We start from the raw sequence: 26580 nt of genomic DNA, 5'->3' as shown, positions 1-26580 counted from the left end.
GTGGACTTCCTCGCCAGCGAAGTGTCGAACTGTTAGTGCGTGCGCGATAAAAAATGGCACTAAAGATCTCATTCAGGGCGAAAAATCTTAAATCTCTGCCTAACTAATAGCAAAGCATACGTTGTAAATCTTTGTATTATTTTTTCATAAATAATTTTTACGAATTTTTCGCCTTCGTTCTGAATTTTTGATTTATTTTTAACTATAAAAAGCGGTTTTCCACAAACTTATTATTGGGTAGTTAATAAAAAAATAAAAAGTTATCCACATATTTATTAACAAATGTGGGTAAACCCTGGGTATAAGTCGTGGAAAACGCCGCTAAAAAATGTGGATAACAAGTTAATAAAAGCCTTTAAAATGTGGATACGCCAAGAAATAGCTCCGAATGTGGATAAGTCGCCAAGTTATGCACATTGACTTCCACAAGTTATGCACATTCTCTTTTTGTGGATAAGCCTTCTTATTTCTTGATTTTTATTAGTTATCCACATATCCACGGTGCTTAATATGAATATTATTTTTATTTTATTTAATAACTAAAGTAATAACCAACCATTTTTTATATCAGCTTTTGAAAAGATTTCGGGTAACACCTTACGCTAAACTAAATTAAGATTTTAAGAAACGAGGAAGTATGCAAGTAGAAGTTAATTCCGAAGCCTTTGCAGACGCAGTAGCTTGGACCACAAGAATCATAGATTCTAGACCAGCAAACCCTATTCTTGCTGGATTAAAAATTGAAGCATCAAATGGTACGCTAAACCTTTCTGCTTTCAATTATCAAGTTTCAAGCAAAAACCATATTGAATCTGAAGTTGAAGAAGATGGAAGCATACTAGTTCTTGGTCGCCTATTAGCCGAAATAACTAAACTTCTACCTAACGAAAAAACAACATTATCCTCAAATGAAACTACTTTGACTATTACTTCTGGAAAATCAACTTTTAATTTGCAACTAATGCCTGAAAGTGAATATCCAGATCTTCCTACAATGCCTGAAAAATTAGGTCAAGTTGATGCACCTACTTTTATTCAAGCAGTTAATCAAGCTTCTGTAGCTATTTCACGTGACGATGAAAGACCTGTTCTTAGAGGAATTCATGTTCGCTTTGAAAATGATTCTGTTATTATGACTTCAACTGATAGATATAGGCTATCTAGAGCATCTTTTAAGTGGACTCCAGAAAAACAAGATATAAACACTGAAGCTCTTATTATGGGCACTTTACTTAAAGATATATCTAGATCTTTAAACGATAATAGCAATGTTTTAATAAATCTTAATGCTGAAGATCCTAATCTCTTAGGATTTGAAAATTCATATCATTCCACTACAGCTCAACTTATTGATAGCGAATTTCCTTCTTTAGATCTCTTATTCTCAGAAGAATATTCTATTCACGCTGTTATTGATAAACAAAATCTTATTAACGCAATTAAAAGAGTTTCACTAGTCGTAGGTAGAGATCCTTCTATTACTCTTTCATTTGAAGGTCAAGAGCTAACTCTTTTCGCTGGAGATTCAAATGAATCACAAGCAAAAGAGAGCATTAACATTGACATGGATGGAGAAGATATTCAAGTTAAATTTAATCCTAATTTCTTAATTGAAGGATTAAATAATATTACTGAGCCATACGTTCATGTGAAGATAAAAACAGCTGTTAAACCAGTAGAATTTAATGGACAACAAGAAATAGATGGAGATGAATCTCTAACTTATCGTTATCTTGTTGTTCCAATGCTTCCACGATAAAAATAGCAATAAAAATATTAGATTCTTAGCCTTTGAATGATGTTTTAATAGATTATTTATAATCTTAAATTTTCTGCTAAATATCATTCAAAGGTAAATATTTTTATTTAGAAAACAAATAAGAATAAATAAATCATTAAATAATAAAATAAAAATATTAGAATATAAAAAACATTAGTTTTAAAAGATTTTGATTAGCATTTTTTTTTAGGAGGAATAATGCATATTTCGCTTATTGCTCTAGATAATTTTAGATCATGGAATCATTGTGTAATTGATTGCAATACTGATATTAATGTTTTTTATGGTAATAACGGTCTAGGTAAAACAAATATTGTTGAAGCTATTGAAGTTATTTCAACTGGAGTAAGTCATAGAACTTCTTTAACAACTCCACTTATTAAAAAAGGAAATTCTTCTGCAACTATTCGTTTTAATGTTAATAATTTAAATAGTTTAAGTGATTTAAATAATACTTTTAAAAATAAGAATTTATTAGACAATGAAAAATTAAACGATTCTTGTAACGAAATTTGTACTTATGAAGTTACTTTGAATTCTAGAGGAGCTAATCGCGCTCGTATAAATTCTGGAAAATCTATTTATATGCGAGATGTCGTTGGCTTAATACCATCTGTTTCTTTTACTCCAAGAGATCAGTTTTTAGTATTAGGAGATCCTTCTAATCGTCGAACTTTTTTAGATCAAGCTGGAGTTTTACTGATATCTGGATACTCTAGACTTATTCAAGAATATAAGCATATTGCTAAGCAAAGAACTGCTTTATTAAAACAATTATCAAATAATTCTGTAAATGTTTCTCTTTCAAGTTTGGAAATTTGGACTGGAAGATTGATTGAAGTTGGTATTTCCATAACTAAAAATCGCATAAAAATTATCAAAGAACTTTCAAAATATTTTTCATCTATTATAAGTGAAATAACTAGCTGTAAGCAAAATGCAAATATAATTTATAATCCTTCTTTTGAAGAAGTTTTTGATGTTTTTAGCGATGCTAATGGTGAAAATAACTGTAATCTTGATTGTAATGTTGATGGCGTTTTTTGCCGTGATACAAATGGTGAAGTTTCTGTTGGCGAAAAAAATAGTGATTATTTATTTAAAAGTTGTGCTTCAAAAATAAGTGAGCATTTTCAACGTATCTATGCTGGTGAAGTTGCTAGAGGATGTAATCTTATTGGCCCTCATCGTGATGATTTTTCTATAGAACTTGACGGATTTGATGCTAGAGATTTTGCATCTAATGGAGAGTCTTGGACTATTGCTTTAGCTCTGAAAATGTCTTTATTTAAGGCTTTAGAAGATAAAAATAATCAAAAACCTATTATTATTTTAGATGATGTTTTTTCTCAATTAGATGAGTCGCGTAGATTGCAAATAGTCAATTTTATTCGTAATAAAGGTCAAGTTTTTATTACTGTTGCTTCATTAAGTGATATACCGAAAAATGATGTTATAAAAAGTGATTCTTTTATTGATGTTTCTAAATTAGTTTTTTGTGAAAATAATTTTAATAATACTATTCAAAACATTGATTCTAGTCATAAAAGTATTATCGATGAAGTTATTTCTAAGCGAAATTTAAGTGGTTCGAGTAGTAGTGATTCAAGTAGTGGTTCGAGTAGTAGTGATTCAAATGATGTAAGCAGTAAAGAAAACAATGGTGAGAGAATATGAAGAAGCCTGTACATTTAATTTTGAATCTTGATACTAGAGTTTTACCATCACTTATTTTTGAACCTATTAAAAATAAGGGAGAAAAATTAGAAAAGCGAGATCAAAAGCAAGAGGATTCTTGGGAAAGTTTTGGTAAGCCTGGAAGAGATCCTAGCAAATTAAATTCTGTTTTAGACTTATTTGCTCATAATCATAATTGGGACAAATTCCTTACAATTTCTAAATTAAATAAGCTATGGCCAAATATTATTGGTGAATATAATGCAAAATTTAGCAAAGTTGAAGATTTAGATAAAGAAACTTTAATTATCAGCGCTTATAATCAGTCTGCTTATACAATTACAAAATTTTTAGTTAATTCATCTAAAAAAATTATTCTTAAAAAAATAGAGGAAAAGAGTATAAAAAATATTAAAAATATAAAGTTAGTTATTTCAACTGATAAAAAACATTAGTTTTTGTTTTTGTTTTTGTTTTTAGTTTTAGTTTTAGTTTTAGTTTTTTGGTTTCTAGTTTTATTTTTTAATATTGTTATTTAGTATTTTAATCTTTATATTTCGCTATATAAAGCCAAATCTTTACAATGGCTCTTATTCTTAAGCCGTCAGGGTATATGTGTAGAATGTCGTATGTTATAGTTCAATCGCTAGAACCCCCTTTTATGTGCTTTCTAGCGTGTATCGACCTTGTGAATAGCATATTTTGCGAGGCAATACGGGAAGGGATCGAAGTTGTCAAATATGGAAGACGATTCGATAGAGAAAATCAATGATGAGCATAAGTTAGATGATGCTCAACTTGATGATTCGCTTGCTCCTGAACATTACGATGCTAGTGATCTTCGTGTGCTCGAAGGTTTAGAAGCAGTGCGTATTCGTCCAGGTATGTACATTGGTTCAACAGGTCCTCGAGGATTACACCATTTGGTTTATGAAATCGTAGATAACTCTGTTGATGAAGCTTTAGCTGGTTATGCTTCTCACATTGAAGTGACGATTTTGCCAGATAATGCAATTAGAGTTGTTGATGATGGACGTGGTATTCCAGTTGATGAAGTACCTGGAGAAGGTGTTTCTGGTGTAGAAACAGTTATGACTAAGCTTCACGCAGGTGGTAAGTTTGGCGGCGGCGGTTATGCTGTTTCAGGTGGTCTTCACGGTGTTGGTATTTCTGTAGTTAATGCACTTTCTACAAGAGTAGATATTGAAGTTAGACGTCAAGGATTCCATTGGACTCAAACTTATATAAATCAGCATCCAACTGCTCCTTTAGCTAAAGGTGAGCCAATGGCAGAAGGTGAATCAACTGGTACTTCTGTTACATTTTGGCCGGATGCTGCAATTTTTGAAACTACTATTTATGATTTTGAAACATTACGTTCTAGATTCCAGCAAATGGCATTTCTTAATAAGGGATTAAAAATTTCCTTAACTGATTTGCGAAAGCCTGATGAAGCAGGTGATGAAGTAGCAGGGGATGCTGAATCTAGTAATGAAGATAAACATAGAAGTGTGAGTTATAGATACGAGCATGGTATTAAAGATTACGTTGACTATTTAGTTAAATCTCGTAAAGCTGTTCCAGTAGAGCCAGATGTTATTGATTTTGAGGCTGAAGATCTTGAAATTGGTATTTCTGCAGAAATTGCTATGCAATGGACTGTTGCTTATTCTGAAGCAGTTCATACTTTTGCTAATACAATTTCAACTACTGAAGGTGGAACTCACGAAGAAGGTTTCCGTGCAGCTCTTACTACTTTAGTAAATCGTTATGCGCGTGAAAAGAATATATTAAAAGAAAAAGATACTAATCTTTCTGGTGACGATGTTCGCGAAGGCTTAACTGCTGTTGTTTCAGTAAAACTTACCACTCCTCAATTTGAAGGTCAGACAAAAACTAAGCTTGGAAATTCCGAAGCTAAGACTTTTGTTCAGCGAGTTATGACTGAAAAACTCGGTGATTGGTTTGATGCTCATCCAAGTGAAGCAAAGAATATTATTCAAAAATCAATTGAAGCATCTCGTGCACGTTTAGCTGCAAAGAAAGCTAGAGAGAATACTAGACGCAAGTCTATTTTTGAAACTGCTGGAATGCCAGATAAATTGAAGGATTGCCAATCAAATAATCCTGAAGAATGCGAATTATTCATAGTAGAGGGTGATTCTGCAGGTGGCTCAGCAATTCAAGGTAGAGATCCTATTACTCAAGCAATTTTGCCTTTGCGTGGTAAGATTCTGAACACTGAGCGTGCTTCAATAGACAGGATGATGAAATCAGAAACGATTGAATCCTTAATTACGGCTGTTGGCGGCGGTTATGGTGAAGATTTTGATTTAAGCAAAGTTAGATATCACAAAGTTATTATTATGGCTGATGCTGATGTCGATGGTGCTCATATTGCTACATTGAATTTGACTTTGTTCTTCAGATACATGCGTCCTATGATTACTGCAGGATACGTTTACGTAGCTATGCCTCCGCTTTATCGTTTAAAGTGGAGTAAGGGAGCACATGATTTTGTTTATACTGATGCTGAGCGAGATAGAGTTTTAGCAGAAGGTAAAGCTGCTGGTCGTCAACTTCCTAAGGGTGAAGGTATTCAGAGATACAAGGGCTTAGGTGAGATGAGCTATCAGGAATTGTGGGAAACTACTATGGATCCTGATCATAGAATCTTAAAGCAAATTCATATTGAAGATGCTGCTCGTGCTGATGAAACGTTCTCAATGCTTATGGGTGATGAAGTAGAGCCTCGTAGACTTTTCATTCAGCGAAATGCTCATGATGCACGTTTCATTGATGCTTAAATCTTAAAAATATTTGTAAATATTTTATAAGTGCAAAAATACTTCGAATCGTAAGAAAAAGGAATTACATTGGTAGATGAAATGAACTCCGTCAATAATGATGGTGAAGAGCAGCTGCCGGACGAATCAATGGAGCCACAAAGCCCACAAGAAGCAGATAATACTGATTATGGCTTAATGAAGGGTGCTCGCGTAAAGCATATGGATTTGCAACAAGAAATGCGTGAATCTTATTTAGCTTACGCATTATCTGTTATTGTTGAGCGCGCTTTACCTGATGTTCGTGATGGTTTGAAGCCTGTTCATCGCCGCGTTATTTACGCTATGTATGATGGCGGTTATAGACCGGATCGTGGATATAATAAGTGCTCTCGCGTTGTGGGTGACGTTATGGGTAAGTATCACCCTCATGGTGATTATGCTATTTACGACACTTTAGTTCGTATGGCTCAATCTTGGTCTATGCGATACATGCTTGTTGATGGTCAAGGTAACTTTGGTTCTCCTGGTGACGATCCTGCAGCAGCAATGCGTTATACAGAATGTCGTATGGCACCTTTAGCCATGGAAATGGTTAGAGATATTGATAAAGACACTGTTGATTTCTTGCCTAATTATGATGGTAAAACTCAAGAACCTACAGTTCTTCCAGCACGTTTTCCAAATCTTTTAGTTAACGGTTCTGCTGGTATTGCTGTTGGTATGGCAACAAATATTCCACCTCATAATATGCGTGAAGTGGCTGATGGTGTGCACTGGGCTTTGAATCATCCTGAAGCAAGTAAAGAAGAATTACTTGAAGCTTTAATTCAGCGTATTAAAGGACCTGATTTCCCTACTGGAGCAACTATCTTAGGTCATAAGGGAATTGAGCAAGCGTACAGAACTGGACGCGGCTTAATTACAATGCGCGCAGTAGTTAATACTGAGGAAATTAAGGGAAGAATGTGCTTGGTTGTTACTGAGCTACCATATCAAGTTAATCCTGATCGCTTAGCTGCTTCTATTCGTGAAGCTGTTCGTGATGGCAAAATTCAAGGCATTGCGGATATGCGAGATGAAACATCTGGTCGTACAGGTCAGCGTTTAGTTCTTGTTCTTAAGCGAGATGCTGTACCAAAAGTTGTTTTAAATAACTTGTATAAGCATTCACAATTGCAGCAGACTTTCGGCGCAAATATGCTTGCTTTGGTTGACGGCGTTCCTAGAACTTTGAGTTTAGATGCTTTTATTCGTCATTGGGTAACTCATCAGCTTGAAGTAATTGATCGTCGTACTCGTTATTTGAAGCGCGAAGCCGAAGAAAGAGATCATATTTTACAAGGCTATTTGAAAGCCCTAGATATGATTGACGAAGTAGTTGCCTTAATTCGTCAATCTAAAGATGTTGATACTGCTCGCACAGGCTTAATGAATTTGCTTGATGTCGATGATGTACAAGCTGACGCTATTCTTGCTATGCAACTTCGTAGACTTGCAGCTTTGGAACGTCAAAAGATTTTAGATGAGCATGAAGAATTGATGCGTAGAATTGCTGATTATAACGATATTTTGGCAAGCCCAGAACGTCAACGCAAAATTGTTGGCGATGAACTTGATGAAATAGTTGCAAAATATGGCGATGAACGCAGAACTAAGATTCTCCCATTCTCTGGTGAAATGAATGTTGAAGATCTTATTGCTGAAGAAAACGTTGTTGTAACAGTAACTCGAGCAGGTTATATCAAGCGAACTAAGGCTGATGAGTATCGTGCTCAGCATCGCGGTGGTAAAGGCATTAAAGGTGCAAAGCTTCGTGAAGATGATGTTGTTGATCATTTCTTCTTAACATCTACTCACAATTGGTTGCTTTTCTTTACTAATCGTGGTCGAGTCTATCGTTTGAAAGCTTATGAATTGCCAGAAGGTTCACGCGATTCTAAGGGTCAGCATGTTGCTAACCTATTGCAATTCGCTCCAGGAGAAACTATTCAAACAGTTCTTTCAATTCCAAATTATGATGTTGCTAAATATTTGGTTTTGGCAACTCGTTCTGGAAAAGTTAAGAAAACTTCTTTGCAAGAATATGATTCACCTCGTCAAGGTGGTTTAATTGCAGTTCGCTTAATGTCTAATGAAGAAACTGGTGAACCAATAGATGAACTTATTGGTGCAGCACTTTGCAATTCAGAAGATGACATTATTCTCGTTTCTAAGCTTGGAATGAGTTTGAAGTTTAGAGCTGATGATGTGCAACTTCGCCCAATGGGTCGTCAGACTGCTGGTGTTCAAGGTATGCGATTTAGAGATGGCGATGAATTACTTGATATGGATGTAGTTGCTGCTGAAACAAGTAAAGATCTTCTTGTTGTTACAAATGAAGGTTTTGCTAAGAGGACTGCTATTGAAGAATATCGTTTGCAAGGTAGAAATGGTTATGGTGTTAAAGCTGTACAGCTTGCAGAGGGACGCGGTTCTTTGGTTGGTGCTTTGATTGTTGAACAAACAGATCAAGTAATGGCAATTATGAAATCTGGAAAAGTAATTCGTTCAGATGTGAATGAAGTTAAGCGCACTGGAAGAACTACTCAAGGTGTCACACTTGCTAAGCCAGATAAAGGCGATGAGATTATTTCTATAGCTCGTAATGAAGAAAAAGATGAAGAAAATCCTGAGATAGTTGAAAATCAAGAATCTTCTGAATTTGATTCAAAAGAAGTAAAAGAGAGTCAAGAAATAAATGAATCTCACACTATGAACGAATCTAGCGAAGATACAGATAATAATAGTATTTAATAATTAAAAATATTTAATACTTAATTAAATAATTATTATTAAACACTTAAATAAAGAATAATAAACTTTAATAAAGTGTGAAAATTAAAGAGTATCAGTCTAATGGCACGTCCTTTTCGACTGATACTCTTTTTTATTAGAAATAAGCAATAAATAGGCTTAATCAGCACATTATAGAGTTATTAAAACTTCTTGTACTGACTAAACAAATATAAGAGAAGGAATAATTCATGAGCGAGGATTATGAACCAGTGCGTACAGCTTCTTCTGGAGCGTATTCATCTGAAAATAGTGGTGGTGCAATGCCTCGTACTATTGGAGGAGTGGCTTCTTCTCAGACTAAAAAAAGAGCGCATTCTTCGCATCGTCCACGAGCACGTAGAATGAGCCTTTCTTTAGTTAGGGTTGATCCTTGGTCTATAGCTAAAGTAGCATTTTTGCTGAGTGTTGCTGTAGGAATTATTCAAGTTATTGCTGCAGGTTTAGTATGGGTGTTCTTGAACATGGTTGGTGTTTTTGATCAAGTAACGCAGATTGTATCTTCTACCGGTTTAGACACTAATGGTTTTAATCTTGCAGACGTATTCTCACTTCCTGCTGTTTTAAGCGCGACAACTATATTTTCAGTTGTTGAAATATTAGTTGCTACTGTTCTTTCTGTAATTGTTTCTTTGCTTTATAACGTTGTTGGAGCATTAGTTGGAGGAGTTCATCTCACTTTGGGAGATGACTGATAGAGTTTAGAACATTATGTTAAAGGGATTTAAGAAGTTTATTTCTCGCGGCAGCGTTATTGATATGGCTGTTGGTGTTGTTATGGGTAGCGCTGTTACTTCAGTTGTAACAGCAATTGTTAAACACATAATTAACCCTTTAATTGCTATGATTTGTGGAAAACCAGAGCTTAATGGTGTTCTTACAATTACGTTTAACAGAGCAACAATATCTTTTGGAGCTGTTATAGGTGCTTTATTGAACTTCATTATTGTTGCTGCAGCTGTATATTTTTGTATAGTTCTTCCTATAAATAAATTAAGAGAAGTTAGCGCGAATTTGTTGCAAATAGATAAAGAAAAAACTGAAGAAGAGAAACGAGAGATTCGCGAAAAAGAAATAATTTCACTATTGAAAGATATTCGTAGTGAGTTAGCGAATAAGTAGTTTAGATTTAGTTTAGATTTAGTAAAGAAAAATATCCTCTCTAACACAAAAAGATGTTCAAAAGTTAGAGAGGATATTTACTTTTATTGTTATTTTGTTATTTCTATTTTTCGCTAGTGTTTTCTATTTCAGTGTTTTCTATTTCAGTGTTTTCTACTTTATTCAATATATCTGATCCATTTATTTTATTGATTTTAATTGATTCATATAAACCACGTTTTTGAAACATGTAGAAAATAGTTGTTGCTAATAGCGGATAAATAATAGCTGAAGTTAGAACATCTGTAGGGAAGTGTGCTGCAACAATAAGTCTGGATATTGCAACAATAATCACAACAAATCCACTTATAAACAATCCTGATTGAAGGAAAGTAGGTTTTTTAAGATAAACAATTAACATGATCATCGTGCAAATTGCTACAGCTGCAGCAGTGTGACCACTAGGAAAGCTTGGATCTGGAGGTAATTGAACGGATATTCCTATATTTGGCCTATTTCTATGAACAGCAAATTTAACTGCAAAAACGTATATCATCGGAAGTAATGATATAAGGAGTTGAACAATAGTAATTTTATAATTTTTATGTATATAAAGAGATGCTAACGCTAATAAAACTAATATAAGAATGCAACATTTAGTTGAGAAAATTATTGCTATAACATGAGAAATTGAATACAAAAAATGTGGAGAATTATTATGGAATAAAGCGACTATAGAATTTTCATAAGCAATTTCTTTTGGATTTGTCAATATTGCTTTACCTATAATAGGAAAAGCAACAGCTAGTAAAAACGTTATAGAATACAAAAAGCATTGCATAACTTTTTTAAAATTCGAATTTTCATTATTATAAGTATTCATATTATTTAAGAGTACTACATTAACTATGCTAAAAGGTGAATAAGCTATAACTAATAATGAATACTTTGATAAGGCTTTAATATTGATATATAAACCTTAATATTTGTTTTTGAGAGTTAAAAATTATTATAAAAATTATTATAAAAATATGGAATGTTGAATACCGTACCCGGTGACGAGTACTATGTTGAAAAGATAGAAAGGGTTTATAATGAGCGTGCTTGACCGACTTGAGAAAAGCGTTGAAGGTGCAATGAACGGTGTCTTCGCCAAATTTGGCTCTAAAGATTTACAACCTGTAGATCTTTCTAGTGCTTTGGAGCGAGAAATTGATTCTGAAGCCATGCCAATTGGTCATGATCATACGGTTGCTCCTAATGAGTATCGTTTTAAGTTGAGTACACCTGATTTTGATCATATTGAGCAATGGGGAAGTGAAGCATTGGCAAATGAACTTGCCGATAATCTTACTCAATATGCTAAAAGTCAGCATTATGCTTTTGTTGGCCCTGTTGTGGTTATTTTTGAGGAAGATTTGGAATTAACAAAAGGCAATTTCCAATTATCTTCTGAATCTGTTCAAGGTAATGCTGTTCCTGTTACTACAGAAGATCAATCTCAAAATCATCCTATGCTGGAAATCAATGGAAATCAGTATTTGTTGACTAAAGATAACACTATTTTAGGTCGTGGATCTGGATGCGATATTGTTATTGATGATCCTGGTATTTCTCGCCGTCACCTTAATATCAATATAACTCCAGATGGTGTGATTGCTAGGGATCTTGGTTCTACGAATGGTACTTTTGTTGAAGGTCACCAAGTTCCAGCAGCTACTTTAGTTGATGGCAATACGATTACCATTGGTAGAACTCGCATACTCTATTGGGCTTCCTCGCAAGATCAGGAGTAAGAGAACTTCTAAGAGACGAGCACGCGCATGATTTTTACTGAACTTACATTTGCAATACTGAAGTATGGTTTATTAGCTTTACTTTGGATTTTTGTGTGGTGTGCTATTCGGTCTTTGCATAAGGATATTGAAATTTTTAGTCCTCGTAAAAAGAAGTTGATGGACAAAAATAAGCGTTCTAATTACGCTTCCGAGTCTAATAATAAGGTTCGTAACAATATTTCGCAAAATGATGAGCAGCATAACAAGTCACCTCATAATAATGGTCCTACACTTTTAGTTATTATTGACGGGCCTTTAGCAGGATCTTCATTCCCATTAAATGCGTCTGGAGTTACATTAGGAAGATCTGCATCTAATACTGTTGTATTAAATGACGAATTTGTTTCATCTCATCATGCTCGTGTTTATTTCAACAATAGTGTTCAATCATGGGTTCTTGAAGATTTGGGAAGTACTAATGGAACTATGATTGGTCATGCTCGTGTAACAGAGCCAGTTGTACTAAAGCCTAGGACTTCTGTGCGTATTGGCGCGACCATGTTTGAATTGAGGTGATACATATGGCTCATTCTGATTCAAATATGACCAATAATAATATAGATGATTCTGATTATAAAAATATCGAAGATTCATTTAAAAATAAATCTGATGAAATAAAAGAAGCTAAATCAGAAAATTATAATAATTCTTTTTCTATAGATAAGACTTTATTCATGTATGCTACAGCTGTAAGTGATGTTGGTACAGTTCGTAGTAATAATCAAGATTCGGCATTTGCTGGTGAACATCTTGCTGCAATTTGCGATGGTATGGGTGGTCATGCTGGTGGAGATACTGCTTCTACTATTGCTATTAGATCTTTAGCTCATATAGAACAAGATTCTCGCCCAAATGATGTTAAAAAAGTTTCTGATATGTTGGAAACTTCTATTATGGCAGCTCACGATGCAATAGTGGGTAAAGCTAAGCGAGAACGTAAATTAGCAGGAATGGGTACAACTGTTACTGCATTATCTCTTGTAAGTAGTTATTGGGTTTTAGCTCATTTGGGGGATTCTAGAGCATACTTATTGAGAGATAATCATCTTATGAGAATAACTTCAGATCATAGTTATGTTCAACATTTGATTGATATGGGTCACATAACTCCTGAAGAAGCTCGAAATCATCCTCAAAGAAATGTTGTTATGAGAGTATTGGGTGATTTTGATATTGATCCTCGTCCAGATATTTCAATACGTGTTGCGCATCCTTCTGATCGTTGGCTTTTATGCTCAGATGGTTTATGTGGAGTTTTAGAGGATTCTACTATTCAAGAGGTTATGAGCACTATTTCTAACCAGGAAGAATGTGCTCAAAAACTTGTTTCTATGGCACTTCGTGCAGGTAGTACTGATAATGTTACTGCTGTTATTGCGGATGCTACTTTGGCTTTAGATGCTGATGCTTTTGATTTACCTCATCAAACTCCTCTTATTGGTGGAGCTGCTAGTTTAGATTTGGAATCTATTGCAGATATTGTTAATAAAGCTGTTGCTTCTACTCCCGCATTGCGTGACGATAATTCGCCTGCTAAAAGAGCTGCAGCTTTAGCTCAAAATAGCGATCAATCTTCTGATAATTCTAATATTGAGCAGGCAACTCGTCTAGTTCAGCCATCGCATATTCGTGAAGATTCTAGTGATTTGTATACTCCAGATACTAATGAAATACCTGTTGTTGCTAAGAAAAATGGGAAAATTTCCACAGATCCTCGAGATCCTGATGTTGCGCGTGCTGTAAAGCGTGAACAGGACGAAGCGCATAAAGCAAATCATTTACGTCGACGTTGGACTAGAATAGGAGTCGCTTTAGCGTCACTATTTGTTGTAATTATTGTATGTGCATGTGGATATGGAGTTTATGCTTGGACTCAAATGCAATATTACGTTGGTAGCAACAATAATCGTGTTGCTATTTATCAAGGTGTACCAACGAATATATTCGGTTTAGCTTTATCTCATGAAGTTGAATCAACTGACATAATCGTAAGTAATCTTGATAAATCTTGGCAAGAGCAACTCAAAACTGGTATTACTGTTAGTAGTCTTTCTGAAGCTAGAGGTCATGCTGCTTTAATTCGTCGTGAAATGCACGCTAGAGAAATAGAAAAATTGCGTGATAGCGGTAAAAATACTAAATCTAATAATTCTGAAGATTCAGATAAGAAAGATAATTCAGATAAGAAAGATAATTCAGATAGTAATAGTGGCAGTAAGTCTTCTTCCAATAATCAAGAGTCACAAAAATCTGATGGCGATTCAGATAAAGATAATAATCATAAAAGTGACGGTACTGGTCAGGAGGATCACAACTCATGACTTTTACTCGTATTAGACAAGTAGCGTTATTAGTATTTTCAATGTTGATCGCAAGCATTATATTCATTCAAATGTTCTTGCGAATAGATGGCTATATAACAACTCAATTCGCTTCAATACTTTTATTAGTTGCGATTCTTTATTTGATTCTATGGGGAGTTTTATTAGTTAAAAAGCCATTTGCAAGTCAAGTTATATTACCTTGCATGTTGATTTTGACTGCTATTGGTACAGCGATGATAGCTCGTATTGATAAGCAACTTGGTACGCATGTGGCTCTTAAACAACTAATTTGGGTTTGTGTTGCATTAGTTCTTTCGATTTTATTAGTGATTTTTATTGATGATTATCGTATTTTAAGAAGATTCTCGTATGTAAGCATGGTTATTGGTATTGTGCTTCTTTTATCTCCTATGATTCCTGGTTTTGGAAAAGAAATCGGTGGAGCGAGAATTTGGGTTGGTTTTGGTCAACATACTCTTCAACCTAGTGAATTTGCGAAATTATTCTTATCGTTCTTCTTTGCAGCGTATCTTTTTAATCACAGAGATCGTCTTGCTGTTGGTGGTATGAAGATTTTTAAAGTTCATCTTCCTAGATTGAAAGATACAGGACCTATAGCTATAGTTTGGGCAATTTCTATGGGCGTGTTAGTTATTCAACACGATTTAGGAACTTCCTTAATGTTCTTTGCTATGTTCGTATCGATGTTGTATGTGTCAACAGGAAGAAAAAGTTGGCTTGCAATTGGCGTAATAGCATTCATGATAGGATGTTTTGCTGCTGTAAAACTATTTGCGCATGTTCAATATAGAGTTGATGCGTGGTTACATCCATTTGATTCGCAAATTTACAATAGGTTCCCTGGAGGTTCTGCTCAAATTGTAAGTGGTCTTTTTGGACTTGCATCTGGTGGAACAATGGGTACAGGTTTAGGTAAAGGACATCCTTCTCTTACTCCTTTAGCTAATTCAGATTTTATTTATGCTTCTGTTGGAGAAGAATTAGGACTTACTGGATTACTAGCTATATTGATGCTTTATTTGATAATTATTACTTCTGGCATTATTACAGCTATGAAAATTAAAGATGGATTTGGAAAATTATTAGCGTCTGGCTTAGTTTTTACAATGGCTTTCCAAGTTTTCACTGTTGTTGGAGGTATTACATTAGTTATTCCATTAACTGGTTTAACAATGCCTTACATGGCTGCTGGAGGATCTTCGCTAGTAGCTAATTATATTCTTGTTGCAATTCTTGTTGTGATTTCTAACGCTGCTAATAAGCCTGAAGCTGCTGTGATGTCTGATACGTTCCAATATGAAGCTTTAGCTGCGTTAAGAGAGCGCGAATTACAAGAGCGTGCTGATGCTGCTCAAAATAGAGAACAAGAAAACGAAGATTATGATGATTTAGATAGCGATGAGAGTTCATCTTATTCGGATTCTGATTCTTCGGATTCGGATTCTGGTTCTTCGGATTTGTATGAAAATAGGCAATTAGATGATGACTTATGGCCTGAATTAGTAGTTCCATCTCTTAATATAAACAATCACTCTGCAAATAGGGGTGATAGTGATGAATAAATGCTTAAAGCAACTTTTTGCTACAGTAGTGATTTTGTTTGTTATTCTTGGAATATCAAGTATGACAATCACTTCTATAAGAGCGAACGCGTTAAATTCAGATCCTCGTAATAGGCGTGCTTTATATAACGAATTTGGAGCGCCTAGAGGTTCAATATTGGCATCTGATGGGACTATTTTGGCTAAATCAGAGCCTTCTAAAGATGCTTTTGCGTATCAAAGATATTATACCCAAGGAACACTTTACGCTCCTATAACTGGATATTTTTCTATCAGTCAACGTGCAGATAGAGGTCTTGAAGCTTCACGCAATGAACTATTGAGTGGTGATTCTCATGCTTTGTTCTGGCAAAAATTTAAGTCGTTATTTACTGGTGTAGCAAATAAAGGTGCTTCGATAGAAACTTCAATAGATCCTAAACTACAAAAACTAGCCTACGAATTACTTAAAGATAAAGATGGAGCTTTGGTTGCGATAGAGCCTAAAACTGGCAAGATTAGAGCAATGGTAAGCACTCCAAGTTATGATCCGAGTAATTTAGCTCTTCATAATATAGGTTCAGTTAATAGTTCTTATAATAAGTTGACTTCAGATGTTAATAATCCAATGCTTAATCGAGCAATATCTGAATTATATGCTCCTGGTTCAATATTCAAAACTGTTGTTGCAGCAGCTGCATTAGAGTCTGGAAAATATCAGCCAGACAGTATTATTCCTGCTGGCTCAAGTTATATTCTTCCTGGAACTAAAACCTCGTTAATGAATGTTGTATATCAAGCAAATGGAAATGATGGGAAAATTTCTTTAGAAGATGCTTTAGCTTATTCATCTAATACTGCTTTTGCTCAGCTTGGAGTTAGTTTAGGTGCTGATGCTATAACGCAACAAGCTAAAAAATTTGGATTCTTCAGCTCTATTACAGTTGATGGTTCAGATTCTACTGGTTTCCCTATGCGCGCAGTAACATCTAGGATACCAATTAAGCCAACGCCTGATAAGTTAGCTATTGAGTCAATTGGACAAGGAGATGTAGTAGTTACACCTTTGCAAGCTGCAATGGTTGCGTCTGCAATTGCGAATAAAGGTGTGTTAATGAAACCTACGTTAGTGGATTGTGTAAGGTCTAGTGATTTATCGGTTCTTTCTCAAACAAAGCCAACTGTTATGAGTGAAGTTATGAGTGCTGATAATGCTGTAAAATTAACAAATATGATGCAGTCTGTTGTAACTAAGGGTAATCCTCACTTATCTTTGCCAAATATTCCTGTGGCGTCAAAAACAGGTACTGCTCAAATTGGTGTTCATAAAGAATCATTAAATGGTTGGGTTATTGGATTTGCTCCGGCTCAAGACCCTAAAATAGCTATAGCAGTTGTTATTCATAATTCTCACTCATTTGGAACTGTAACAGCAGGACCAATTATGCAAAAGGTGATGAAGGAGGCGCTTACGAAATGAAACTTATAGAAGGACAATTAGTTCATCATAGGTATCGCCTTGATCATCGCTTAGCACAAGGTGGAATGGGAGAAGTTTGGAAAGGCTTTGATATACAACTTGGTCGTGTTGTTGCTATTAAAGCTTTAAGAACAGATACTTCTAATGTTGAAGCTAAATTAAGACGTTTACGCGCTGAAGCTCATAACTCTGCTAATCTTGCGCATCCTAATATTGCTGCTTTATTTGATTATTATGAGCATGATGGAATTGGATTCCTTATTATGGAATACGTTCCAAGTAAATCTCTTGCTGATTTGTATCGTAAAGAAAAAGTTGTTGAGCCAACTAGATTGTTGCCAATTCTTATTCAGACTGCTAGAGGACTTTTTATAGCTCATTCGCATGGAGTTATTCATAGAGATGTTAAACCTGCAAATATTATGGTTTCTAAAACTGGTAGTGTGAAAATCACTGATTTTGGTGTTTCTTATTCTAATGATCAAGAACAAATAACCCAAGATGGAATGGTTGTTGGCACTGCACAATATATTTCCCCTGAACAAGCACAAGGTGAACAAGCTACTGCTCAGTCAGACATTTATTCTCTTGGAGTTGTAGCTTACGAAGGATTGTGTGGGCATAGGCCTTTTACTGGAGCTACTCCAGTTGATATTGCAGCTGCACATGTAAATGATCCTGTACCGCCTTTACCTGAAACTATTGATTTGCAATTAAGACAATTTGTAATGTCAATGCTTTCAAAAGATCCTAAAGATCGTCCTCAAGACGCTCTTATAGTTGCAAAAGTTCTTTCTAAAATTGAACGAAGATTGTTAGATCAACAGACAGCTTTTGACGATAAAACATCGGTGCTTAATTCGCAGAATTCAAGGCCGCTACGTCGAATAAAAAGTTTACCTCAAACAAAAATAAATATAATAGATATTTTTGATACCAATAATCGCAAGGAGCAACAATGAGTAGTACAATGCCAACTTCATTGGCGAATGGCCGATATCAATTAGGAGAACTCATTGGTCGCGGCGGTATGGCTGAAGTTAGAATAGCGCAAGATAGCAGGCTTGGCAGAACTGTTGCTGTAAAGATAATGCGTTCTGATTTAGCTACAGATGAGATTTTCTTATCTAGATTTAGAAGAGAAGCACATTCGATTGCTCAAATGAACAATCCAAATATTGTGAATATCTATGATTCTGGAGAAGAGTCAGTTGTAACCGAAAATGGCGTTGAAGAATGTTTGCCATATTTAGTAATGGAATATGTAAAAGGCAAAACACTTCGAGATATTCTTAAAATGAATGGAGCGTTGAGTCAACGTGATTCAGAGCAGATCATGTTGGGAGTTCTAAATGCTTTAGAATATTCTCATAGAATGGGAATCATTCATAGGGATATTAAGCCTGGAAATATAATGATTTCCGAACAAGGGATTGTTAAAGTCATGGACTTTGGCATTGCTCGTGTTCTAGATGATTCTGCAACTACTATGACGCAATCTCAAGGTGTTGTTGGTACTGCACAATATTTATCTCCTGAACAAGCTCGCGGAGAGCAAGTTGATATGCGATCTGACTTGTATTCAGCAGGATGCGTATTGTATGAAATGCTTACTGGAAGACCGCCTTTTATAGGCGATTCTGCTGTTGCAATCGCTTACCAGCATGTTTCTGAAGTTGCAACACCTGTTAGTACCTTAGTGCCAGGTTTACCTGTTATGTGGGATAAAATTTGCGCTAAGGCAATGGCTAAAGATCGTCAAAATCGTTATGCTACTGCTGCAGAATTTAAGAATGATATTCTTGCTTTTATGAATGGCGGTGTGCCAGCTGCAGCAGCATTTAATCCGCTAACAGATCTCGCGAATATAAAATCTCGTAAGCAAGCGGAAATGTCTGCTACTCAAACCATGAGTGCAATAGACACAGCATCAACTCAGAGTTTTAATCCTATAGAACAATATGGAGAGGATTCAAATAATACAGGAACATTTACTACTAGAGCAGCTCAGCGTGCAGCCGTTCAAGCTAAGCATAGAAAGAAGGTAGTGCTTGGCTCTATAATCGGCGTGTTTGTAGCTCTTGCAGTTATACTCGGTTTGGTAATTGTGCTCATACAGGGGCGTAATACTGGAGAAGTTACTGTTCCAACTTTTAGAGAATCTACTACTCAAGATGCTGCTAGAGAAAAACTTCGTGCGCTTGGCTTGATAGCAGATATTCGTGAAGATACTAAGTCTATTCAGCCTGAAGGAACTCTTACAAAGCAATCTCCTAAAGGAGGGGAGCGTGTTGCTGTTGGATCGAAGGTAATTCTTTGGTTCTCTGTTGGTCCGCAATCTACTAAGATTCCTGATGTAACTAATGAAAGTCAAGAAGATGCTCGTAAAGCATTGACTAAAGCAGGATTTAAGGTATCTAGTGTTTGTGTGGAAGATAGTTCTGATGTTAAGAAGAATCATGTAACTCGAACTGATCCAGTTGGAGGATCGTTTGCAGATAAAGGTTCTTCTATAACACTTTATATTTCTTCTGGAATGACTAAAGTTCCTGACAATATGGTTGGTCATCCTAAAGATAGTGTTATTAGCCAATTGCAGAGTCTTGGTTTTAGCACAGACACTACAACTGAGGAATCAGATTCTGTTCCTGAAGGTTCAGTAATACGTTTAGATCCTTCTTCTGGTAGCGTTGTAGAGCCGCATAGTTCTATTAAGTTGTATGTTTCTTCAGGAAGTTCAAAAGTTGAAGTTCCTCATATTGCGTTTGGAACAACTACAGTTAAACAGGCAAAGATGATTCTTGGATCTAGAGGATTTAAGGTTATTTTAAGTGCCGGTGCGACTGATGATGACATTGTTACTGAAATGTCTGTAGCTGAAGGAACTAAGCTAGAAAAGGGTTCTCAGATTACTCTTACTACTACTCCGTCTGCTTCAACTACGCCTACTGATCCGAACGGAAATCATTCCGGATCTCAAACGCCTTCTGGCAATGGAAATTAGATTGTGCGAATTTGAGTAAAACTTAAAGGAGATATTTACGCAAGAATAAATTATGTTTTTAGAGTTAAAGAAACCTCAAAAAGTAGTTCAAACTAATCCTCAGACGCTTAAATTTATTGAGGATAATTTGAGCTTGCCTTCTGATGTGGCTGCTCTGAAAGCATCGAAAAATTCTAAAGTAGATACTGTTTTTGCTGTTAATCAAATCGCAGGGCGGAAAATCGCATCAGAAAAGCTGCCGCTATGGGCGTCTTTAGAAAATGTGATATATTCAGTTCATCTTTCTTTAGAGCAATGTTCGTCACAATTTACTGCAGAATATAAGAAATCTTTAACTAGAGAATTACTTAAATCAATACCAGAAAATCATTCAACGTTTGTGGATTTAACTGGAGGATTTGGAGTAGATTTCACTATACTTTCTCAGTTGTTTGATGAATCTATTTATATTGAACAACAGAGTGAATTAGCTAGTATTGCTCAACATAATATTAGTGTTATGTGCAAAAATATTGTGCATTGCTTTAATGAAGATAGTGTTATTGCTCTTAATGCGATTCATAAAGCAACTATGATTTATATAGACCCTGCAAGACGTGATTCGCATGGTTCTCGAACTTATGCTATTGAGGATTGTACGCCAAATGTATTGTTACTAAAACATAAATTACTTGATGTATCTGATTTTGTTATAGTTAAACTTTCTCCAATGTTAGATTGGCGTAAGACTATATCTGATTTTGAAGGTAACGTTTCGCAAGTTCATATTGTTTCTTGCAATAATGAATGTAAAGAATTACTTGTTGTTTTAGATAATAATATACATACTAATATTCGTATTCATTGTGTGAACGATGATCAGCACACTATTTTTTGCGCGAAATATGATTTAAAGTCTGCTCGCATAGAAGTTTTCTTAGACGATTCAATTGATGCGAGTGAATCTGATTGTGAATCTGCTAGTGAATCTGAAACTAGCGAGTTCGGTCTTTCTGCTGTTGAATCGTCAATTCCAACTTGTGTGGGAAAATCAAAAAACTTTTTAAAAGAATACGCAAATTACGTTTATGAGCCAAATGCATCTATTATGAAATCTGGATGTTTTGAACTTTTAACGCATATGTATTCAGTTAATCAAATAGCACAAAATAGTCATGTTTTTGTTTCTAAAAATCCTGTAAAACAATTTCCTGGGAAAATGTTAGCTGTTACAAATATTTGTACTATGAATAAACTTGATTTAAAGCAAGCTTTAAATGGAATAACTCATGCGAGTATTGTAGTACGTAATTTTCCTATGTCTGTAGATTCTTTGCGTAAGAAATTACGAATTAAAGATGGTATGCAAATGCGTATTATTGCAACAACTGATTCGCAAAATAATCATATTTTAATTTTTGCAAAACCAGAAAATGAAAAATAAGAAATAAATAACAAAGAAATCAATAACAAATAACAAAGAAATAAGAAATATTTCTAAATATAAAAATATAGCGTTGAAGCAATCTCATAAATTTATAAGAAATACTTCAACGCTAAAACTATCTATGAAATAACATAAATAGTTATTTAAGTATCAGTGCTTATTTAAGTATCAGTGCCAATGCATCATCATGAAGAATCCTGCAAGTGCAATAACTCCAGCAATAAGCAGGTTCCAAGCGCCAATACCAGGAATTGGATAAGATGCAGTCAAGTAAAAAATAACTGCCCACAATAATCCAATTATCATTAAGCTGCAGAAAAGAGGCACAAACCAGCCTGCGTTAGCTTTAGTACCTTTAATGCTCTCTTCAACGCGGCGCGTATTTTCAGCTTGGCGCTGCATCATACGTTGCATCTGTGGAGTCAAAGTAGATTTATCTGCAGTAGTATTTAATACTGCTTCTACCTTATCCATAGGGACGCCATAAAAATCGTCATGAGATTCCTCATCACTATTATCGCTTGCTACGGCAGCGTCGTTAGCTGCAGTCGTGTTTAACGTATCTAATTTTTCGTCAGCCATAACTGTAACTCTCCAATCAATAGGCTACACGCTATAATAATAGTTACACTCGAACGCAGAAAGAAACAAGTCATTATGTCAAAGCAAACAGGAAAACATATAGCAAAAAAACACTTGCTAAGCAGCGTTGCTATTGCTCTTGCATTAACGGGTTTCTTATTCGTCACAAATCAACGAGTGAATCGCACAGCCTTTGTAACTTCAGATACTAGTCAAATGGTTGAGCGAAATTCTCAACGAGCGAAAGAACTTAGAGAAGAAGTTAAAAAATTAGATTCGAAGGTCACTCTTTTAAATAAGACGTTAGATAATAATAATGAAAATAATCCTTCTAATTCAAATATAAGCAGCACTGTATTGCCTGAAATACAAGGTCCTGGTATTACTGTTACTCTTAATGATTCGCCTTTATGGAAATCAACAGTGAATGGATCTGGAAGTTCTCCAAATATAAATGATTACGTAATACACCAACAAGATATTGAAGCAGTTGTGAATGCTTTATGGCGCGGCGGCGCAGAAGCAATGACAATTCAAGGACAGCGAGTTTTATTTAATTCCGCTGTTATTTGCATTGGAAATGTTCTAATGTTGCAGGGTCATCAGTACTCACCACCATATAAAATATCTGCTATTGGTTCTACTGACGATATGTTAGAAGCGTTGGATAATTCTCCGGCAATTCTTACATATAAGGACTACGTAAATGCTTTTGGATTAGGGTGGAAAGTAGAAAAAAAGGAGAATTTGCATTTCTCTGAATCTTCTGCTTTGCTGCAACCGCTTAGGTATGCACGAGTTCCACGCGGAACGAATATGGATACTTTTGGTTCACAGCATCATTCTCATAGCAATAAAGGGGTGGCATGAAGCACTATCGCACTGATGAAGAAAATCCTCAGGCTAAAGTTCAGAAAAGCACAGGATTTTTCTGGCAAGCCATAAACGTATTAGGAGAACTTCTAATTGCTTTTGCTGTAATTTGCATACTTTATATTGTTTGGCAATTATGGTGGACTGGAGTGCAAGCTGAACACGCTCAAGTTGCTGTGCGTACATCAGTTTCTTGGACTAACCCTAATAAAGGGAATAATACGAAAATTGCAATGCGCCAATCTGGTGAGCCTCCTGTAGAAGGAAAAGTCAAAGTAGGCGAATTGCTTGCTCGTGCGTATGTTCCTAGATTTGGAAATCAGTGGGAACGAAATATTATTGAAGGATCAACTGTTCAGATTCTTAATAGATTGGGCTTAGGTCATTATGAGGGCACTCAATTACCTGGTCAAATTGGCAATTTTGCTGTTGCCGGTCACCGTGAGGGTTACGGACAAGCATTGATTGATGTCGATAAACTTGTTCCAGGAGATCCAATAATAATACGTACAAAAAATTATTGGTTTGTGTATAGGTATACTACTCATAAAATTGTAACTCCTGATCACACTGAGGTTATTGCTCCGAATCCTGAAAATCCAGATAAAGAGCCAGTCAAGCGTATGATTACTCTCACAACGTGTGAGCCAAAGTATGCAACACCGATTTACCGTTGGATTAGTTATGGAGAATTTGATTATTGGGCTAAGGTTTCTGACGGTATACCTAAAGAGCTTTCAACGGTTGATGAAAGTGGCCATGTCCGTTTTATAAACAATGAGCAGCAATCTCTTATTTCTCATCTCGATTCATTGGTTAATCCAATGATTGTTGTTTCTGTGTTATATGTGATTGTTTTTATAGCAGGCGCTGCCGCTTGGCGTTGGCCTTTGCGCAAAAAGATTCGTGAAGGAGTTGTTAAAAAGCCTGATGCTAGTATTTTTGGAGGCATAGCTAGGCTTCAGCCTGGAATCTTATTTATTCGTTTAGTACTTCAAGTTCTGCTCTATTTGCTTATTATAATGATTTTGATGCAATGGATATTCCCGTGGCTTTCAGCAAATATACCATTCTTGCAGAGAATGTCTAATTACACTCCAATTTAAAAAATTTAATGTATTTAACGCATTGGCTATGATTAAAGTTACATAGTCAATGCGTATTTGTTTAATTATTGTTTTTTTAGAAGAGAGAAAAGATGAATTTCTGTGATAATTGCGGATCTAAGCTAGAAGAAAATAGTAAATTCTGTGATAATTGCGGAGTTGCAATTGAAGATAGTGTTAATGAAAATTTAGATTCACAAAATAATTCTGATAATGTACAAAATAATTCTGATAATTCAAAAAAGCGTAAACCATTTGGAATATGGAAATTTATTGTTATAGGAATTGTTGTAGTAGCACTTATAGTTTGCGCGGTTGCGTATGTAGTTTTCCAAAAATCTGTGATTCCTGCCCTAAAAGCTGATAGCGCGAAAGAAATGGCGGATAAGTTATCGTCATATGGTCTTCCTGTAAAGGTAGTTAAAAAAGTTTCTCCTCTTAAAAAAGGCGATCTTGTTGAAGTAAAAGGAGTAAAAGAGGGCGAAAAAGTAGATCGTTCGCGCAAAGTTACAGTAGTTGAATCTCTTGGACCTGGTGTGCCTGAAGGCGTTAATAAAATGTCTTTAAATAAAGCTTTAAAAGTCTTAAAGAGTATGAAAGTTCCTGTAAAAGTTCATAAAGCTATTGCTACAAAACCAGGTAAAATCGTTGGGTCTTATCCAATGCCGGGAAACCCAATTATCGAGCATTCAGAACGTGTTATAAACGTGTTGGTTGGCTCAGAGGGTAGGGGAGTTCCAGCAGATTTATATGGAATGGATTCTAATAAAGCAAAAGATATATTGAGTAAATATGGATTTAAGAATATATCTTTAGTTCCAAAATTATCTTCTCGTAAAAATATTGGTAAGATTATAGGCTCAAATCCTTCTCTTGGCTCACAAACTAATAGTGACACTGTTACGCTTTATTTTGGCGCAGGTGTTGATAAGAAAATGTTTATAAGTGAGGACAAAGATTTTGACGGCAGCACAGTATATTTGGCTGAGAACTTTGATCCTTTTGATGGTTTGTGGTGTACTAATTCAGGTGATTGTCTTGATTTTGTTTCAAAAATTAAGTATCCGGGAACTAATATGAAAATGCTTGAATTGCATGGTTCTCATGAGCGAGATTATTTGAATTTACGTAAAGCAGATAATGTTGCTAGTTTTGAAGGTCTTGGCCTAAATAATGAATTGAATATGTGTGTTACAAATCAGACGTTTATGGGCTGTGATTTGAATCCTGCTCTTGGAGAAAAGAGTTGGATGAAGAATCATCTCATATTCGGAGATACTGGAGCTGTAGAGCTTTATCGAGGCGGATTTGAAGAATTCTGTGGTAATTCGATGTTTGATCCAATTACTGGCTATTCTTGCGTTGGTGGAAAGATTGACAAAAATTACGAGAACGAGGAAGAAAATAAAAAGAATCCAGAATATAACCATAAAATGAGTTTTAGAATGGCTGATTTTTATGTGATTTTCCCTGTTGGAGCAGATTTGAAGAAGTTGGAAGCTGACGGTTATTTCCAAGGTGTTGGCAAACATGAGCCAGATATGAATAGACCGTTTATTCTACGAAGAGATCCTAAGTTATATAAGAAAACTCAAATAAATATTCCTCCGAAGGATGTAAACAGTATGTCTTTATTTAATCCTTTTATTCCAACTAGAGAAAGTAAGCCTGTGAAGTTTGCTCCAGCTCCAGATGACGACAATGCTTACTATTTGGTTGAAAAGCCTTTTGATATGAGCAAATTGCCTATAGAAAATTAGTAGTTTAAAATTCACTGAAAAACGTGCTGCGTTTGTCATATGCTCATCTTTATGTGAGTTAAGTGGTTCTCGTGGCGCGCTTTTTATATTTTAGGTTTATTGTGCTTTTGGGAAATAATCCGAAATATCTCGAAATAACCAGCTTTGGGCTGTAACGCTGCTTTTATTTTTGTTGTTTCTTGGCTATTTTTGGATATTTTTATTATTTTGGGGGATATTTTTTAACTGTAGCTGAGCGTATTCTAGAGCGCTATAAAAAGTAATCCACCAATTCGTTAAAATGTGGATAACTTTTTATCCACATGCGCACAGCGCTAAAAAGTGCTAGTTATCAACGTTTGTGCATAACTTTGTGGATAACTTTTGGGCATTTTGTGGATTTATACCCAACTTATGCCCAGGTTATCCACATTTTTGTGCACATCTGTGGAAAACTACATGCGTGT

The 26580-nt window shown here is 35.3% G+C and carries 20 protein-coding genes; 18 read left to right on the top strand and 2 right to left on the bottom strand.

Annotated features, from left to right (window positions below):
* The first annotated feature begins 637 nt into the window (after window positions 1–637).
* The 7 genes from dnaN (at window position 638) to mscL (ending at window position 10200) form a co-directional block, all read left to right on the top strand.
* Complete coding sequence (dnaN, locus tag Q0X59_RS04795; protein ID WP_297643529.1) at window positions 638–1759, top strand: DNA polymerase III subunit beta; 1122 nt, start codon at window positions 638–640, stop codon at window positions 1757–1759.
* A 219-nt stretch (window positions 1760–1978) separates the two neighbouring features.
* Entirely contained in the window at window positions 1979–3457 is a 1479-nt protein-coding gene (gene recF, locus Q0X59_RS04790) for a DNA replication and repair protein RecF (protein ID WP_297643527.1), read from the top strand.
* On the top strand, window positions 3454–3912 hold the full coding sequence (locus tag Q0X59_RS04785) for a DciA family protein (RefSeq protein ID WP_103043336.1): 459 nt from the start codon (window positions 3454–3456) through the stop codon (window positions 3910–3912). Before recF ends, Q0X59_RS04785 begins: the two co-directional genes overlap by 4 nt.
* A 276-nt stretch (window positions 3913–4188) precedes the next feature.
* On the top strand, window positions 4189–6264 hold the full coding sequence (gyrB, locus tag Q0X59_RS04780; protein ID WP_103043335.1) for a DNA topoisomerase (ATP-hydrolyzing) subunit B: 2076 nt from the start codon (window positions 4189–4191) through the stop codon (window positions 6262–6264).
* A 69-nt stretch (window positions 6265–6333) separates the two neighbouring features.
* Window positions 6334–9039, top strand: a complete 2706-nt coding sequence (gene gyrA / locus Q0X59_RS04775; RefSeq protein WP_297643522.1) for a DNA gyrase subunit A — start codon at window positions 6334–6336, stop codon at window positions 9037–9039.
* Window positions 9040–9269: 230 nt separating this feature from the next.
* Window positions 9270–9773: a DUF3566 domain-containing protein gene (locus Q0X59_RS04770; RefSeq protein WP_103043334.1), complete on the top strand. Its 504-nt coding sequence runs from the start codon at window positions 9270–9272 to the stop codon at window positions 9771–9773.
* Window positions 9774–9789: 16 nt separating this feature from the next.
* Entirely contained in the window at window positions 9790–10200 is a 411-nt protein-coding gene (gene mscL, locus Q0X59_RS04765) for a large conductance mechanosensitive channel protein MscL (protein ID WP_075523616.1), read from the top strand.
* Window positions 10201–10303: 103 nt separating this feature from the next.
* On the opposite strand, the gene Q0X59_RS04760 is transcribed toward mscL, so the two are convergent.
* On the bottom strand, window positions 10304–11062 hold the full coding sequence (locus Q0X59_RS04760; RefSeq protein WP_075523617.1) for a phosphatase PAP2 family protein: 759 nt from the start codon (window positions 11060–11062) through the stop codon (window positions 10304–10306).
* 211 nt (window positions 11063–11273) lie between these two features.
* Here Q0X59_RS04760 and Q0X59_RS04755 point away from each other — a divergent pair, with 211 nt between their 5' ends.
* From Q0X59_RS04755 to Q0X59_RS04720, 8 genes are all read left to right on the top strand, one after another.
* Complete coding sequence (locus tag Q0X59_RS04755) at window positions 11274–11975, top strand: DUF3662 and FHA domain-containing protein (protein WP_075523618.1); 702 nt, start codon at window positions 11274–11276, stop codon at window positions 11973–11975.
* Between the two features lie 27 nt (window positions 11976–12002).
* A complete protein-coding gene (locus Q0X59_RS04750; RefSeq protein WP_075523619.1) occupies window positions 12003–12533 on the top strand; it encodes an FHA domain-containing protein in 531 nt (176 codons plus the stop codon).
* Window positions 12534–12691: 158 nt separating this feature from the next.
* Window positions 12692–14338, top strand: a complete 1647-nt coding sequence (locus Q0X59_RS04745) for a PP2C family serine/threonine-protein phosphatase (RefSeq protein WP_297643533.1) — start codon at window positions 12692–12694, stop codon at window positions 14336–14338.
* Window positions 14335–15924 (top strand): FtsW/RodA/SpoVE family cell cycle protein, encoded by a 1590-nt coding sequence (locus tag Q0X59_RS04740; RefSeq protein ID WP_297643518.1) that lies wholly within the window; start codon window positions 14335–14337, stop codon window positions 15922–15924. Before Q0X59_RS04745 ends, Q0X59_RS04740 begins: the two co-directional genes overlap by 4 nt.
* Window positions 15917–17383 (top strand): penicillin-binding transpeptidase domain-containing protein, encoded by a 1467-nt coding sequence (locus Q0X59_RS04735; protein WP_297643516.1) that lies wholly within the window; start codon window positions 15917–15919, stop codon window positions 17381–17383. The genes Q0X59_RS04740 and Q0X59_RS04735 overlap by 8 nt, the downstream gene beginning before the upstream one ends.
* A complete protein-coding gene (locus tag Q0X59_RS04730; RefSeq protein WP_297643514.1) occupies window positions 17380–18345 on the top strand; it encodes a serine/threonine-protein kinase in 966 nt (321 codons plus the stop codon). The genes Q0X59_RS04735 and Q0X59_RS04730 overlap by 4 nt, the downstream gene beginning before the upstream one ends.
* Window positions 18342–20387 carry a Stk1 family PASTA domain-containing Ser/Thr kinase gene (gene pknB, locus Q0X59_RS04725; RefSeq protein ID WP_297643511.1) on the top strand — a complete coding sequence of 682 codons (2046 nt, stop codon included), beginning with the start codon at window positions 18342–18344 and terminating at the stop codon, window positions 20385–20387. The genes Q0X59_RS04730 and pknB overlap by 4 nt, the downstream gene beginning before the upstream one ends.
* Before the next feature lie 52 nt (window positions 20388–20439).
* Window positions 20440–21810: an SAM-dependent methyltransferase gene (locus Q0X59_RS04720; RefSeq protein ID WP_297643509.1), complete on the top strand. Its 1371-nt coding sequence runs from the start codon at window positions 20440–20442 to the stop codon at window positions 21808–21810.
* A 171-nt stretch (window positions 21811–21981) separates the two neighbouring features.
* Here the strand turns inward: Q0X59_RS04720 and crgA are convergent, their stop codons facing one another.
* Window positions 21982–22395, bottom strand: a complete 414-nt coding sequence (crgA, locus tag Q0X59_RS04715) for a cell division protein CrgA (RefSeq protein WP_075523624.1) — start codon at window positions 22393–22395, stop codon at window positions 21982–21984.
* Between the two features lie 75 nt (window positions 22396–22470).
* Between crgA and Q0X59_RS04710 the strand changes: the two genes are divergently transcribed.
* From Q0X59_RS04710 to Q0X59_RS04700, 3 genes are all read left to right on the top strand, one after another.
* Window positions 22471–23265, top strand: a complete 795-nt coding sequence (locus Q0X59_RS04710; protein WP_297643506.1) for a DUF881 domain-containing protein — start codon at window positions 22471–22473, stop codon at window positions 23263–23265.
* Window positions 23262–24374 carry a class E sortase gene (locus Q0X59_RS04705; RefSeq protein ID WP_075523626.1) on the top strand — a complete coding sequence of 371 codons (1113 nt, stop codon included), beginning with the start codon at window positions 23262–23264 and terminating at the stop codon, window positions 24372–24374. Before Q0X59_RS04710 ends, Q0X59_RS04705 begins: the two co-directional genes overlap by 4 nt.
* 92 nt (window positions 24375–24466) lie before the next feature.
* Window positions 24467–26134 carry a PASTA domain-containing protein gene (locus Q0X59_RS04700; RefSeq protein ID WP_297643504.1) on the top strand — a complete coding sequence of 556 codons (1668 nt, stop codon included), beginning with the start codon at window positions 24467–24469 and terminating at the stop codon, window positions 26132–26134.
* Window positions 26135–26580 lie beyond the last annotated feature (446 nt).

The sequence above is a fragment of the uncultured Gardnerella sp. genome (genome assembly GCF_947280595.1).
GTDB classification, from domain to species: domain Bacteria; phylum Actinomycetota; class Actinomycetes; order Actinomycetales; family Bifidobacteriaceae; genus Bifidobacterium; species Bifidobacterium vaginale_A.
This window is presented reverse-complemented; position numbering and strand designations above follow the sequence as displayed.